At 57.6% G+C, this 14,537-nt stretch carries 13 protein-coding genes and 2 pseudogenes; 10 read left to right on the top strand and 5 right to left on the bottom strand.

Annotated features, from left to right (window positions below):
• Nucleotides 1-80: 80 nt before the first annotated feature.
• Nucleotides 81-617: pseudogene (locus tag LGH82_RS03405) on the top strand (transaldolase family protein); the annotation flags it as partial.
• A 417-nt stretch (nucleotides 618-1,034) separates the two neighbouring features.
• On the opposite strand, the gene LGH82_RS03400 reads toward LGH82_RS03405, so the two are convergent.
• Entirely contained in the window at nucleotides 1,035-1,502 is a 468-nt protein-coding gene (locus LGH82_RS03400; RefSeq protein WP_227347295.1) for a hypothetical protein, read from the bottom strand.
• Nucleotides 1,503-2,099: 597 nt separating this feature from the next.
• On the opposite strand from LGH82_RS03400, the gene LGH82_RS03395 reads away from it, so the two are divergent.
• From LGH82_RS03395 to LGH82_RS03370, 6 genes and pseudogenes are all read left to right on the top strand, one after another.
• Nucleotides 2,100-3,635, top strand: a complete 1,536-nt coding sequence (locus LGH82_RS03395; RefSeq protein ID WP_227347294.1) for an FAD-dependent oxidoreductase — start codon at nucleotides 2,100-2,102, stop codon at nucleotides 3,633-3,635.
• Nucleotides 3,636-3,724: 89 nt separating this feature from the next.
• The gene (locus tag LGH82_RS03390) at nucleotides 3,725-4,021 is read left to right on the top strand and encodes a hypothetical protein (protein WP_227347293.1); all 297 of its coding nucleotides are present in this window, start codon (nucleotides 3,725-3,727) and stop codon (nucleotides 4,019-4,021) included.
• Nucleotides 4,022-4,390: 369 nt separating this feature from the next.
• Nucleotides 4,391-5,059 carry a universal stress protein gene (locus tag LGH82_RS03385; RefSeq protein ID WP_227347292.1) on the top strand — a complete coding sequence of 223 codons (669 nt, stop codon included), beginning with the start codon at nucleotides 4,391-4,393 and terminating at the stop codon, nucleotides 5,057-5,059.
• Nucleotides 5,060-5,294: 235 nt separating this feature from the next.
• On the top strand, nucleotides 5,295-5,510 hold the full coding sequence (locus tag LGH82_RS03380; RefSeq protein ID WP_227349466.1) for a DUF2945 domain-containing protein: 216 nt from the start codon (nucleotides 5,295-5,297) through the stop codon (nucleotides 5,508-5,510).
• Nucleotides 5,511-5,837: 327 nt separating this feature from the next.
• Nucleotides 5,838-7,191: pseudogene (locus LGH82_RS03375) on the top strand (IS3 family transposase).
• Between the two features lie 74 nt (nucleotides 7,192-7,265).
• The gene (locus LGH82_RS03370) at nucleotides 7,266-8,105 is read left to right on the top strand and encodes a LysR family transcriptional regulator (protein WP_227349465.1); all 840 of its coding nucleotides are present in this window, start codon (nucleotides 7,266-7,268) and stop codon (nucleotides 8,103-8,105) included.
• 56 nt (nucleotides 8,106-8,161) lie between these two features.
• On the opposite strand, the gene LGH82_RS03365 is transcribed toward LGH82_RS03370, so the two are convergent.
• From LGH82_RS03365 to LGH82_RS03355, 3 genes are all read right to left on the bottom strand, one after another.
• On the bottom strand, nucleotides 8,162-8,986 hold the full coding sequence (locus tag LGH82_RS03365; protein ID WP_227347291.1) for a two-component system sensor histidine kinase NtrB: 825 nt from the start codon (nucleotides 8,984-8,986) through the stop codon (nucleotides 8,162-8,164).
• A 108-nt stretch (nucleotides 8,987-9,094) separates the two neighbouring features.
• Nucleotides 9,095-9,619 carry a plastocyanin/azurin family copper-binding protein gene (locus LGH82_RS03360; RefSeq protein ID WP_227347290.1) on the bottom strand — a complete coding sequence of 175 codons (525 nt, stop codon included), beginning with the start codon at nucleotides 9,617-9,619 and terminating at the stop codon, nucleotides 9,095-9,097.
• Nucleotides 9,616-10,029 (bottom strand): DUF5602 domain-containing protein, encoded by a 414-nt coding sequence (locus LGH82_RS03355; protein WP_227347289.1) that lies wholly within the window; start codon nucleotides 10,027-10,029, stop codon nucleotides 9,616-9,618. The genes LGH82_RS03360 and LGH82_RS03355 overlap by 4 nt, the downstream gene beginning before the upstream one ends.
• Nucleotides 10,030-10,604: 575 nt before the next feature.
• Between LGH82_RS03355 and LGH82_RS03350 the strand changes: the two genes are divergently transcribed.
• On the top strand, nucleotides 10,605-11,120 hold the full coding sequence (locus LGH82_RS03350; protein WP_227347288.1) for a PTS sugar transporter subunit IIA: 516 nt from the start codon (nucleotides 10,605-10,607) through the stop codon (nucleotides 11,118-11,120).
• Nucleotides 11,121-11,425: 305 nt separating this feature from the next.
• Complete coding sequence (locus LGH82_RS03345) at nucleotides 11,426-11,890, top strand: hypothetical protein (protein ID WP_227347287.1); 465 nt, start codon at nucleotides 11,426-11,428, stop codon at nucleotides 11,888-11,890.
• Between the two features lie 519 nt (nucleotides 11,891-12,409).
• Here LGH82_RS03345 and LGH82_RS03340 read toward each other — a convergent pair.
• Nucleotides 12,410-13,509 (bottom strand): IS3 family transposase gene (locus LGH82_RS03340; RefSeq protein WP_227347286.1). Its coding sequence is split into 2 segments (ribosomal slippage): nucleotides 12,410-13,257 and nucleotides 13,257-13,509, totalling 1,101 coding nucleotides; the frame shifts between segments, so codons are not numbered across the junction.
• Nucleotides 13,510-13,542: 33 nt separating this feature from the next.
• On the opposite strand from LGH82_RS03340, the gene LGH82_RS03335 reads away from it, so the two are divergent.
• On the top strand, nucleotides 13,543-14,478 hold the full coding sequence (locus LGH82_RS03335) for a group III truncated hemoglobin (RefSeq protein WP_227347285.1): 936 nt from the start codon (nucleotides 13,543-13,545) through the stop codon (nucleotides 14,476-14,478).
• Nucleotides 14,479-14,537: the final 59 nt, after the last annotated feature.

The following is a 14,537-nucleotide window of genomic DNA, read 5'->3' as shown; positions in this document are numbered from 1 at the left end:
AAGGAGGGTTTTGATCTCGTCGTCACGACGAAGGAACCAAGATGAGCCCTAAATCCTCAAGTGCCAAGAAGCCTGCCGAGCAGGTGGTAAAGGACATTTGCCAGACAATCGAGGGCCCGGTTTCAGCGGAAGTCACCGCGATCCAATTCGACGGCATGATCGCCGAGGGACAGCATTTGGCCAGCATCGCCGCCAATGTGGCTGTCAAGGTGCCATCTACCTGGGATGGATTCAGGGCTTGCCGGGCGCTCAGTCAACTCGGACACAAGGTCAATGTCACCCTATGCTTTTCTGCCAACCAGGCATTGCTCGCAGCCAAGGCAGGCGCGACTTTCATTTCGCCGTTCGTCGGCAGGCTCGATGATCTTGGGCTGGACGGCATGGAGTTGATCCGAGAAATCCGCGCGATCTACGACAACGACAAATCCTTCAAGACGGAAATCCTGGCGTCCTCGATCCGGACACCTCTCCACGTCAAACAGGCGGCCATGGCAGGCGCCAATGTCGCAACCGTACCACCAGCGGTGCTCAGAAATCTCGCCAAACACCCGCTCACTGACAAGGGTCTGGCGTCCTTTCTTGCCGACTGGGGTAAGACAGGGCAAGCGATCTTGTGACGCTCGACGTGGACTTGAAGCCATTCCTAAGGGCGGTCTGGATAAGGTGTACAGCCTTTCCGTTGGCCTTTGGCGTCTATGGTCCGGTGCGGATCTGCATGAGACCGAGTTCACGGCAGTCGCCTCGGAAGGCGAAGGCTGACCGTAGCACTTACGGAAGGAATGGTGAGAGGCAAAAGCCGCCTTGACGGAAGCGACCGCGCCGAGGGCGGCTTGGTCGGGCATGATGTCGGAGAAGGCGATGAGGAGCGACTCTCTGGACCTTTGTCACAGCAGGAAGCCTATCTATCGGCGGCCATCCATGTGAGCCTCGGAGGCGATCTATTGCCCCTCGAAATTGTGTTTCAATTCAGTGATTTAATTCGATGTAGTGCCCGAGTGCCGCCTACTTCCAGAAGGTGCGCGCTTAGCCTTCTGTTATTTGAGGCGGTTGGGACAGAGCGCCTTAAACTGCTCCAAGGCTACATCGTAGCCGTCTGCCGAACTTCCGCCGACAGCTTCGCCGCTTGCTAAGCTCAGAAGAAGGTACTCGGGTTGCGAAACTGCTTCGTTGGGATCGTAGTTGGGATTGCGGCCGGATAACGTGAATCCCTCGCCGTTTAAGGTGCTGAATTTCCCGGTTTCGCAGTTAGCCGAGATTGACGCGGCAAGCGGCACGTTCAATTCGTCCCTTACGCATTTGGGCGTGACTTTGCCGACGTAGTCGCGGCAATACGCGACAGCGTTCGCTTTGGTGTGTTTGACCGTTATGATCGCGTGGGTAGTGCCGATGTCCGACTTGCTTACCACTGTGACCTCCATCCCAGCGCGTGAGCCGTAGCCCAGAGTCTCAGCGAAAACGCTCGACGCAAAAACTGTCAGCGCAGCGGCAATTACAAAGCGCATATGAATTCCCCTGAAATGCAGATCCTACAAAGCTTCCACCCAGACCCTCGTTTGGTTTGTCTCTCCATATCGCTGCTCGGCGGCAATACGCCCACCTAGTCGTCATTATGTCAAACACCGGCCGCCGTTATGGCATCAAGAACCGACTCAGCCAGGTTGCCCACATCACCACGCAGCCCTACGCACGACGTTGCGATGATAGCTGTTGGCGTTGACCCGAAAAGCAAGGGGCCGGCTCATTGCATAGGCGCCAAAACGACGACCCGATCTTGTGCTATTTTCCGCCCGGCGCCCTGAAGTCCAACCTGCCCGGGAATTGCAGTGTTTTGCAACTTGTCTTCCAGTGAGTGCACCCATTTAAGCTATCATAAAAATTGCACATAATTGTCGATTAATTTCGTTTGCACAGCATCTAAGATAGCGAGAAAGTCCGGTGTGGGTACTATCTGGTCCGTAACGAATGGGCTGGTCAGAACGTTTGGTACAAGTTCTGAAAACCTGAAGGCGTGCCGATCCGCGAGAAAGCATTCTCGAGAGCCGGAGTTTCAGCTTCGCGGGTACCAACGCTTTTTAGATCGGATCGCCAAGGAGAGATAAGTGGCTGAAGGCCATACCAAATTAATCGGACTGGACCTGACCCTGGGGATCGCGTTCTCCGACATTCCCGATGGCGGAAAGCTTGTCGGCCACTGGGGCGGCGAGCAGGTGCTGCTGGTGCGTCGCGGGGCTGAGGTATTCGCTGTCAGCGCGACATGCACACATTACGGCGGGCCGCTCGTCGACGGTCTCGTGGTAGAGGATACCGTCCGGTGTCCTTGGCATCACGCGTGCTTCGATCTGCGAACGGGCGAAGCGTTGTGCGCTCCTGCCTTCAATCCTCTGGCCTGCTGGGCCGTCGAACAGCGTGATGGCCGGATATTTGTCGGCGAGAAATTCAAGCGAACGGCTCCGAAACCGCGCTCCGGAGGCTCCGGGCAGATCCCCAAGAAAATCGTCATTGTCGGCGGCGGCGCAGCTGGTTTCGCAGCGGCCGAAACACTGCGGCGCGAGCAGTACCAGGGCAGCATCGTCATGATCAGCGACGATCAAGCGCCGCCCGTCGATCGACCGAACCTCTCCAAGGATTACCTCGCGGGAAAAGCGCCAGAGGACTGGATTCCGCTCCGAGGAGAAAATTTCTATTCAAAAAACAACATCGACCTGCGTCTCGATACGAAGGCCGTTGACATCGACCTACTTTCCCGCGAGGTCGTCCTCGCTGATGAAGGCAGGATTCCTTACCACAGGCTGCTTGTTGCAACGGGAGCGGAGCCCGTCCGCCTGACCATCCCCGGCGCGGACCTGCCGTTCGTTCACACGTTGCGCTCGTTCGCAGACTGCAACGCGATCATCGAGCAGGCGGTGACGGCAGGTCGCGCGCTCGTGCTTGGCGCCAGTTTCATCGGGCTCGAGGTTGCCGCGGCGCTGCGGGCACGCGGCATCGAAGTTCATGTCGTGGCGCCGGAAAAACGGCCCATGGAGCGGGTCTTGGGTCCGCAAATGGGCGACTTTATCCGCGCGCTCCATGAGGAGCATGGTGTCGTATTCCATCTCGAAGAGACTGCCAGCTGCATCGACGGCGGGAAGGTGAAACTCAGTAGCGGCGCAACATTGGCGGCGGATTTCGTCGTTGTCGGCATCGGCGTGCGGCCGCGGATCAGACTTGCCGAGACGGCGGGGCTGGTCGTTGACCACGGCGTTGTTGTGGACGCTTTTCTGGAAACGAGCGAGCCAGGGATCTTCGCGGCCGGCGACATCGCGCGATGGCCCGATCCTCACAGTGGCGAGAACATTCGGGTCGAGCATTGGGTTGTTGCCGAGAGGCAGGGGCAGACCGCGGCGCTCAACATGCTCGGACATCGCGAAAAATTCGTTACGGTCCCGTTCTTCTGGAGCCAGCACTACGATGTCCCGATCAACTATGTCGGCCACGCCGAACGATGGGACGAGATAGTGGTCGACGGCGACATCGTCGCCAAAGACTGTCTGCTGCGCTTCAGGCGCGAAGGGCGCACGCTGGCTGCTGCTTCCATTTTTCGGGACATCGAAAGCCTTGAAGCCGAGTTGGCGATGGAGCGCTCAACTTCGATCTAGAGCGGGGTCTCTGCCACCGGGATATCGAAAGGAGCAGGTATCACAAATTGTCGAAACCGAATGTCGTCGTGATCGAAAGGAGTCTACTTATGTCCACAGGGCAGCAGGAACTTAAAATCGCCAATGGTTTGCACATGGTTGCGCCTGCGCAGCATCATTCGACGATAGTCAAATTCATCAACGACGTCGCCAAGAGAGAACCTGACGGGTTGCCGACCACAGTTGAAATCTTTTCTGACGGCGGAAACTGGTACTGCCAGGTCCGTCGGGGAGATGAAAAGACCCGGCCGATGGGCCCCTATACCAAACAACAGGCTGAGCAGATCCAGGATGCTCGGAGAAAGTTGATCGCAAAAAGGGGTTCCGTACGGCTCGCGTTCGAGTAGGCCCAGAAGATTGACGGCCGCACTGGCCGTGGAATTCTTCACAACACTGATCGATGTGTCGTCGGGCTGCTAGAGGCGCCTCTAAAGGTTTCGGCCATCCCGGAACCTCCGGAGGTGGTCGCGCGCATCATGAGGCCATGTCTTCGTAGCTGACGGTCTGTCTGCATTTCCCTTAGCCGGACTGGCACTCATCCCACGGAAGGAACGTCGAATGGCCTACAAGTCGATCGCTCTCAATCTCGACATCGACGGGCATGTCGCACCTCTTGTCAAACTCGGTATCGATCTAGACTAGCCCAGCGCTTCGACGCGCGCCTGATCGGCTTTTCGGCCGCCGACGTTCCACCGCCAGCTGTGATGGAAGGAGGAGTGGCTTTCGACAACACGATCACGGTGCGCCAGCGGAAGAACATTGAACATCGAATTGAGGACCTGCGTGCGGAATTCGAAGGCGTTGCCGGCGCAACAGTTGATACAGAATGGCGGGGGGAAGTAAGCAATCCGACCCGCTCGCTGATAAACACGGCGCGTCTGGCCGATCTCATCGTCACGGCGTCGCCCGAAGGCGCGTCTTCAGGCAACGTTCACCGCTCCACCGATCTCGGCAGCCTGATCCTTCAAGCGGGACGACCTGTACTGGTCGCTGCAACCAACCAGGAAAATTTCCTGGCCGACAAGGTACTCGTCGCATGGAAGGAGACGCGCGAGGCCAGGCGCGCGGTTGTCGATTCCATGCCCTTTTTGCAGATGGCTAAGAAGGTTCATGTGGTCACGATCGAGGATGACGAGACCGACGAAACCTGGAATAGCCTTAACGATGTCATCGCGTTCCTTTCTTTTCATGGCGTAAAAGCAAAGGCGGAAGTGCTTCCGGAGGAGTCCGGCGGTCGAACGATCTCCGATCTGGCGGAAAAGATGCATGCGCAATTGGTCATATCCGGCGCTTACGGCCATAGCAGATTTAGGGAGTGGGTGTTCGGCGGCGCTACTCGCTCGCTCCTTGAAAATGATCGACTGAACCGATTCATGTCGAATTGATCACCTTTGCCCGAACGGTCGATGCGCAGCTTCAAACTGACAAACCCGGGCAGGACCCTGCCCTGCGTGACGCCGTGTCGCGGCGGTCCGCAGTGCGTTGGCGGCCCCTGCTGTGAAATCGAGTAAGGAGGCTTTTCATGGGCTCCGACGCTGCTGACATCGACCATTTGGACGCGAGGGACAGAAAATGACAGAAGACAAGCAGGTATCGCGGCGCAGCGACGGGCGGCTCGCGGTGCCAAAACGATTTAAGGTTGGAGATCGGGTAAGCTGGAATTCGGAAGCCGGTCGCGTCAACGGTACGATCATCAAAATCCATACCCAAAACACGGACTACAAGGGTCACACGCATCACGCGAGTCCAGATTCGCCTCAATACGAGATCAAAAGCAGCAAGACCGACCACGTGGCCCTCCACCGCGGCGAGGTGCTCGCGCGATTGAGTGACTGACAGAGCGCCAATGACGCGGATCGCGCAAACCAAAAAGCTCGGGATGGTCGAGATGACCTTTGAGGCAACGGGTGCTTGACGCCCGCTTTTTATGATCGGACAACTCTATCCTAGCCAATCGTAGCTCAATGTCGATTTCCTCCGCGCATTGATGACGGCAGATCAAATGTCGCCGCATCGCCACGGCGAGCCGCAGGCGCGAACCCACCCTGAGCGCCTCGCCGAACCCGTTCTGGCAGAACTGTTCCCCGTCAGCACCTGTGTCCCAGATTTGAGGTTGTGAATTAAGGAGGGTTTTGATCTCGTCGTCACGACGAAGGAACCAAGATGAGCCCTAAATCCTCAAGTGCCAAGAAGCCTGCCGAGCAGGTGGTAAAGGACATTCGCCGGGCGACCCGGCGGCATTTTTCAGCGGAAGACAAGATCCGGATCGTGCTGGACGGGCTGCGCGGCGAAGACAGCATCGCCGAGCTGTGCCGCAAGGAAGGGATCGCGCAGAGCCTGTATTACACCTGGTCCAAGGAGTTCATGGAGGCCGGCAAGCGCCGATTGGCGGGTGATACCGCTCGTGCTGCCACCAGCGACGAGGTCAAGGATTTGCGCCGGGAGGCCGGCGCGCTGAAGGAATGCGTCGCTGATCTGACACTGGAAAACCGTCTGCTCAAAAAAAGCATGATCGCGGATGGGGACGAGCAAGAATGAGATATCCCGCATCCGAAAAGCTCGAGATCATCAGGATCGTCGAGCAGTCACACCTGCCAACCCGCAAAACGCTGGACCGACTGGGCATCCCGCGCCGGACCTTCTATCGCTGGTATGACCGTTATGTCGAGGGCGGGCCTGAGGCGCTGCAGGATCGGCCCTCGGCGCCGAGCCGGGGGTGTGGAACCGCATCCCGCCTGCCATCCATGACCAGATCATCGAACTGGCGCTGGAGCAGTCCGAGCTCTCCCCGCGCGAACTGGCAGTACGGTTCACCGACGAGACGCGCTACTTCGTGTCAGAAGCCAGCGTTTACCGGCTCCTCAAGGCCTACGATCTGATCACCAGCCCGGCCTATGTGGTGATCAAGGCGGCGAACGAGTTCCACACCAAGACGACGCGACCCAACGAGATGTGGCAGACGGACTTCACCTACTTCAAGATCATCGGCTGGGGCTGGATGTACCTGTCGACCGTGCTCGACGATTACTCCCGCTACATCATCGCCTGGAAACTGTGCAGCACCATGCGGGCCGAGGACGTCACCGACACGCTGGACATGGCACTTACTGCCTCAGGGTGCGACCAGGCCCATGTGCACCACAAGCCTCGGCTGCTCAGCGATAATGGCCCCAGCTACATCGCCGGCGAACTGGCGGACTATATCCAGGACCAACGCATGAGCCATGTCCGGGGCGCTCCAATGCATCCCCAGACCCAAGGCAAGATCGAGCGCTGGCACCAGACCCTCAAAAACCGAATCCTCTTGGAGAACTACTTTCTGCCCGGCGACCTTGAGGCCCAGATCGCAGCCTTCGTCGAACATTACAACCATCGACGCTACCACGAGAGCCTGGCCAACGTAACGCCAGCCGACGCCTACTTCGGCAGGGCCGCAGCCATTATCAAACAGCGAGAAAGGATCAAACGCCAAACCATCCAACATCGGCGCTTGCAGCACCGCAAGATCGCCGCTTAACATCAACCCCAAGATGAGGCCGACACTCCGCTAATCTGCGATCCAATCTGAGCCAAATGATCTGACGACGGACAATCGAACTTGCACGTACCTTTATCGAGATCGTTTCGACAGGGAGTTTTATCCGGGCGTCGGAACGTTTGAATGTTGCTCAAACGACCGTGAGCGCGCGAATTCGCAGCCTTGAGCAACAACTAGGGCGTCAGTTGTTCGTCCGGCACAAGGGCGGCGCTTCGCTAACTCCCGCCGGCGAACAGTTCCTGCGTCACGCCCCGATGTTCGTCCAGCTATGGCAGCGCACCCTCCACCAAGTGGCTGTCCCGCCCGGCCGTCGCGCCGTCTTGACGGTCGGCAGCGAAGTCAGTCTTGCCCAGCCGCTTCTGCTCGACTGGGTTCTATGGATGCGTCGATCGCTTCCGGATATCGCGCTTCGAGTGCACGTCGATGTGCCGCAGGATCTGATCACTCAGGTCGCATCCGGCCTCGTCGACGTGGCGATCATGTATGCGCCCCAGCATCGACCCGGCCTCAAGATCGATCTGCTCCTGGAAGAGAAGCTCGTGCTGGTGACAACCAGCCCTGAAGCAGGTTGTATCGACAAAGACTATGTGTACATGGATTGGGGACCGGAATTCACCCTTCACCATGGCATGAATTTCCCGGATGTCACCCCGGATCTCTTTATGGATCTCGGCCCGCTCGCGCTCAACTACGTTCTTTCGGCTGGCGGATGCGGCTATTTCAGGATGAGCGCAGTGCAGTCTCACATTGAGGCCGGGCGGCTTCACCTCGTGCCCGAAATGCCCCAATTCTCCTACCCGGTCTACGTGGTGCAATCAGGCAACGCGGATGAGACCGTGGCTGGCCCTGCCATGGCTGGGCTGCACGCCATTTCAAACCGAAACGCCGAATAGGCGCTAAACGTCGTTGGATGGGGATGATCTCGGTATCGAGATGAGCGAGGGGGCACCTAAGGGTGGATTGACGGGAACAGGAGATCGACGGTCGTTCCAACCCCTCGTTCACTTTCGATGCAGATCTGGCCTCCAACCAGTTGCGCAAATGTACACACCTGAAATAGCCCTATCCCTGTTCCCTTCTCGCCCTTTGTCGTGAAGAAAGGGTCGAACACTTTCCGCAAAACTTCTGGGGACATGCCGTTACCTTGGTCCTGAACGCGAACGCGCACATAGGCTCCCGGCCCTGGCGGGTCAGGTGTTGCAGTCTTCTGCACCACTCGTTCGGTAACGATCCGAATCTCGCCGCCATTCGGCATCGCATCTCGCGCGTTGACGACGAGATTAAGTACCGCAGCATCAAACAGTGCGGGATCAATCAGGCAGTCGGGAATATCAAGACCAAGATCGAGCTTTACGCGGATCTCAGGTCCCGCGCCATATCTCAAGAAAGGCTCAAAAACCCTTAGAAACTCATTCAAGTCGCCAGCATGGACATCGAGTTCCTGATGCTTTGCAAAGGCGAGCAAATGCGAGGTCAGTTCGATCCCTCGATCGATACCTTGCCGCGCTGCCGCGATATAGGCGCGTACGCATTCTGGCTCACCAGCCCTTCTCTCAGCAAGACTTAGGCCGGATTCGATCACTGTCAGGAGGTTTCTGAAATCATGGGCGATTCCGCCCGTCATTTCGCCCAACGCGGCTAACCGGTGCGTCGCACGCTCGCGCTGCCCTGTTGGAGATCTGACATCGAGGGGCGGGCCCGACACCTTCGTGCACCCGTCTTGCTCTGCCGGCGATTGTTGCGGAGTTCTGTCGGGAGACACGGTGCCAGTCATGAAAGTCGCCTCCTGTCGGTCAGTGAAGATAGCCCGGAATCTCGGCGTACATTCGCATCGTCGACGCATTTCTTCCTTGTTGCGAACGGTAAAAAGCCCGCCATGCGTCTAAACGCGCCGGACGAACTGCTTCGCCATGATCTCTTCGACCGTTGGAAATGCTGCCAGCGCTTCCTCGGGAAGACCGTCATTCGCCCCGATCATTTCCATCCAGCCACGCGTCTCGGGTTTGCCGACAATGATGCGGCCGACCATTCCTGCCTGTTCGTGGGGGATGCAGTAATAGTCGTAGACTCCCTGCTCGGTGAAGGTAACCGAGAAAGCCTCGCCAGGCATGAGATAGTCGGAATTCCAGGGTTTTGCGGCTTCGGGCATGCGGAGCTTTCGCTCGAAGTTTGCCGGATTGTAGGCCGTCGTCGTGTGAGAATTGCCGGAATCGAGATTGGTCCAGCGGATCGTCTGACCAGGCATGACAAGGATCCCGACCGGATCGAACCAAACGTGTGACCCGTCGGCGCGGCCCTGCATCCGTATGTCGACCATTTCCGCAGCCGACGCCGCCAAAAGGGGCAGGGGAAGGGCGGCGACAAGCCCGCCGCCCGCCCCCAGTATCTCACGACGCGTGAGTTTCATTTGGCAACTCGCGCCTCGTCGGCGATCGAGACATGCCACAGGACGACGTGGGCATGCGGTTCCTGGACGCCAGGATGGCCGGCATTGTAATAGACGTCAACGTGGTCGACATCGCCGCCGGGCGAAGCCAGATTGTCAAAGCGCTTGTTCGGATTGAGGTCCTTGATCGGCAGCATGTAGATCGTGCTGACCAACTTTCCCTCGTGATCATAGGCTAGGAACGGCCCGGCGGGCAATGTCGCCGGATCGACGAAAAGCTGGCCCATGCCCGGAAGGAAGTCAGGCAGTTTCACCAGCTTGCTGACCTGTTGATAAGGGGCTGGCGGAGGCGCCTGGGTAAACTTGGTCGCTCCCATCGCGCAGAGCGAACTGGCCATCGTCACGACAAGTGCTAGTGCGAGTTTTTTCATCTGAGTCTCTCCTTGCTGGAACAGAAGCCACAGTGGCCGAGGTTGGAAAACCATCGAAACGTCCTGCCTCGGTTGCGGAAGCGACCGTGCAGCGTCACAACAGCAAGTAGGAGAGACCTCGGCTCGTCAAACGAATTTAATCAGCGTTTCAATGCATTATTTCTGCATCTTGAACCGTACTGATTGGCATCTTTCGAACTGCTTGCTGAGGCGGATCGGCTTTTCTTCGGGCACCGATTGAACTCCGGAAAGTGGGGCGTCAGCCATCAGACCGCTATAAAATCTCGGTCTAATCTGCGATCTCAAGCTAGGGATCAATTCCCCTCGAGTTCTTTGCTTGATTTCGGGCGACCTTTCACTACATTCGAGTTGCTATGAATGTTTTAGTGCTAAAGTTCCGGCGAGAGCCACAGCGCCTCAAAGCAGGCCTGTAGCCCGGGCGCGAAAAAAAGCCCTGGCTTTGCGTCCGGGACAGCCAGATTTCAATTCAGTCCAAAGTGAACATTGCCTTGCGTAGGCAATGTGGCTGAACGCTCGTTCGCGATCGCGTTTGGATCAGCTTAGAGGCGACTGTGATGATCCCACACATCTTGTCAGAAGAAGACATTTCGCTTGACCTCGCCACAAAGGGAATGCATTCGGCCTTGTCGAGGATCGCCGTCAGGATTGCACGGAGATCCCGGCTGGACGAGCAGATGGTTCTCCGTAGTCTTTGGCACAGAGAGTGCCTCGGCTCGACAGGTATCGGCCGCGGCGTGGCGATCCCACACGCCTTGTTCGACACGATCTCTTCGCCTGTCGTGTCTTTCACACGACTGGCTTCGCCTATCGATTTCGACGGACCAGATGACGATCCAGTCGATATCGTTTACACGTTGCTCTGGCCGCGCTCCGCCGTTTCCGCTTTCCTTCCCGCTCTTTCACAGGTGTGCCGGGTACTTCGGGCGCCTCGGACTCGAGAGGGACTGCGACAGGCACAGTCAGTTGGTGAGGTGATGGCGATACTTGATGCTGACCCCAGCCCGACCATTCCACCAATTCGCACACTTGCCTGGCCGGGCTTCATGCCTAGGCAGTTAAGCAATGCCTAGACTCATTAGTCGCGGACGTACGCTGCTGGCATTGTGTGGAAAGTGACCTCGGCCTTGATTCAAGCTTCCCTGCTCGACGCAATACGGTCTGCCTTCACCGTGGTGCGCATACGGATGCCCAACCTGCCGACGCTTTGCCTATGAGGCACTCCGGATAAGCCCCGGCCTTCAGTTGAGTGCGGTTCAACAGAAAGCCTGCCAATGCATTGCGCCCTCACTTCACGATCGACTTTCCTAAAACATAGATTGACAATGTCTGTTTTAGCTGGAATGGTCCCTCGAGGTGAAGCCGAGACACCATGAGAATGCAAGCCATCGATCCTCATCGCAAAACGCGGCTGCACGGGTGCTCATTTTCGGTTCTGCGCAAGAGGCAATCCATTCATATCAGCCGTCGGCCAACACTCTCAAAGGAACCCGAACAGTCGGCAACGCACCTAAACAATAGCCTATTCGCCAAACCAGGTCCGCAGTCCCTGCCCCGGCCGATCGGCAAGCCGTTGCACAAGCTCGACACTCCGTTAAATGAGGTCGTGATGCGACGAGAGAGAAGGGCCGCAATGATGTACGGAGCCACCCCAGACGAGCTGAAAATGTTGCATAAGCTGGTGAAGGAGTATTGCCGCGAAAATCGTATTACCGATGCGCCCGACCGTGAATATATCGCCCTGCGCGTGTTCACCGCATTCAAGCTAGGAGTGACGTCGCCCGAGGCGCTTAAAAAGGGATTGTCAAAGCGTGCGGCTATCGCCGATGCAACACGGAAATAAACAGCTTGGCAAAAAAAGACGTTGGGCCCGAGGTTCTGAAGCAGGACGCTGGTAGTACACCCAACTGGGCAGCGACCTCAGGGTTTGAGATGCCGGGATCGCCGCGCCGCGCCGATCTCTGTCCACACAATTTGGCGGATGTAATGGTGGCGGTCCTGTCGGAGCGTTGCAGGCGGATCATCGAAAGCATGTCCGGTACCAGATGCCGATGCTCGGGCTTCATCACATAGGGAACTGTGTCCGCTGCCGGAATGGCAACTCTTGCAGCTTCCAGGCCAGCGAGCCGACCCCACCCTGCCGTTAGCACCCGCCTAATGCCCTGATCTTGCTGATCAGTGTCTTGCCATATCTGTAGATCGTATTCAGCTCGGCTCTTCCGTTGCAGGCAGAGCCATTGGAACGCACGTACGTGTTGACCTGAGACCCTTGTTCCCTCCAATTCAATGGAGAGTCCGGAGTTTCATTGAGGTGCTCCCGGATTTTGGACCGCAGGGCTTGGGAATTTCCCGTCCTGCGAACTCATGGCAGACCGGATGCGCCTGAGCCATTCATGAGCGATATCGGCGGCTTGTTGCCGATGGCGCTGTGAGGGCGAACCTCGTTGTAGTCTCTACGCCATTCCTCCATTTTCTGCCGGGCGTCGTCAAGGGTCAGGAACCAATGGGTGTTCAGGCACTCGGCCCGGAACTTGCCGTTGAACGATTCGATGTAAGCGTTGTCGGTGGGCTTGCCTGGCCGGGAGAAGTCCAGGATGACATCCCTCTGGTAGGCCCACAGATCGAGATCACGGGAGATGAACTCGCTACCGTTGTCCACCCTGATCGTCTTCGGATAACCAATTTCCCGGCAGACACGCTCCAGCGTCTGTACGACGTCCTCGCCACGATATGTGAAGCGCGGATCTGTCGCCGGCGCGTAGCGTGAATGCGTGTCGACGACGGTCAGGATACGAAGCTTTCTACCCGTGGCGAGCTGGTCGTGAACGAAGTCCATGGCCCAGACGTGATTGCTGTGCGTGGCTTGGGATCGATCCCCCCTGAGCTTGGCTTTCACCCGCCTCTTTGGCGTCTTGTTCCTGAGCTGAAGCCCCAACTCATTGTAAAGCCTGCGTGTTCGCTTCATGTTGATCCGCCAGCCCTCCCGAAGCAGAAGGACATGAACGCGCCGATACCCATAGCGCACCCGCGTCTGGCAGATATCCGTGATCCGCTGTTGCAATCCGGCCTGCGAGCCGCGCTTTGACTTGTAGGTGTAGAGAGAGCGGTAGATTCGCAAGGCCTCGCAAGCCTTGCGAACCGATACCTTCCACGTCTCCCTGACCTGATCCACAAGCTGGCGACGGCGAGCAGGCCTCAGAGCTTTTTTGAAAGCACATCCTGCAGCATCGCCTTGTCCAGGCTCAGGTCGGCAACAATGCGCTTGAGCTTCGCATTCTCGTCCTCAAGTTGGCGAAGACGCTTCACTTCCGACGGCATCAGACCCGCATAGCGCTTGCGCCAGTTGTAAAATGTCGCCTCCGAAATGCCAGCCTTCCGGCACACCTCGCCAACAGCCGAGCCGTCCTCGGCCTGCTTCAGAACGAAGGCGATCTGAGCCTCCGAAAACTTCGTCGCTTTCATGGAACTCTCCATCTCCCGGTCGAGGGATCATAAGTGGAAAATTCCAGCCATAAACGGTCCGATTTAACGGGAGCACGTCATCCTGGCAATCACGATCCTTTCGCCGAATGTAGCGCCAATAGCACGTCCAGCAGAAAACCTACCTTCAATTGCATTCTCGTTTTATGGTCGTCTTCTCCTAAAACATATATTGACAATATATGTTTTAGCGCCGATGCTGGCCGAACTTCACTGCTGAGACATCATACCAATGCAACCGCATCGATCATCATCCCACGACATGGCTGCAAGCTTACGCATTTTCGCGGCTGGCGTCGGGGAAGTCGTGCGTTTCGGCAATCGAGTGATCAGCCGTGCCAAGCGAGCCGCACGGTCGGCTGGCTCGACCCCACCTGGAGTTCACTACGCCGAGGTTTGTCCGGCCTGTGGACCGTCATGGACCCAGCAGGTGGCGGACGACGATATCAAACGGCGGTTTGGCCGTGCGAAAAGCGGAGCATGCGGATGACTGGGAATGGTCGAAGTGCGAGAACGATTGTCATCGATGGCGTTCCGTTGCCTGAAGTGCTCGACGAGACCATGATCCACGGCGTGGTTCATGGTTTCTACGATGAAATTCGTAGGGATGATCTGCTCGGCCCCATCTTCCACAGCAGGATCGATCCGGACGAATGGCCGCGCCATCTGGCGAAGATGTGCGATTTCTGGTCAGCGACACTGCTGCGAACATCCCGATATGAAGGGCGGCCACTGCCGCCACATCTAGCGATCCCCGGCCTTGGCGAGACACATTTCAGGCGTTGGCTGAAGCTGTTTCGCACAACGGTGCGTCGCATCTGCCCGCCTGAGGTCGCAGCGCTGTTCATGGATCGCGCGCTGCGCATCGCTCACAGTTTCCGCCTAGCGGTCGCTTTCAGCCGCGGCGAAAACACGATTGACATCGAACCGATCACCGAAGAAGGCCTGTAATGCCAGACTGGCTTCTGATTGGTTCCTGTGACAGCACGACGATCCATTGGAGGAGCCAT

The sequence above is a fragment of the Mesorhizobium sp. PAMC28654 genome (assembly GCF_020616515.1).
Lineage (GTDB): Bacteria > Pseudomonadota > Alphaproteobacteria > Rhizobiales > Rhizobiaceae > Mesorhizobium.
This window is presented reverse-complemented; position numbering and strand designations above follow the sequence as displayed.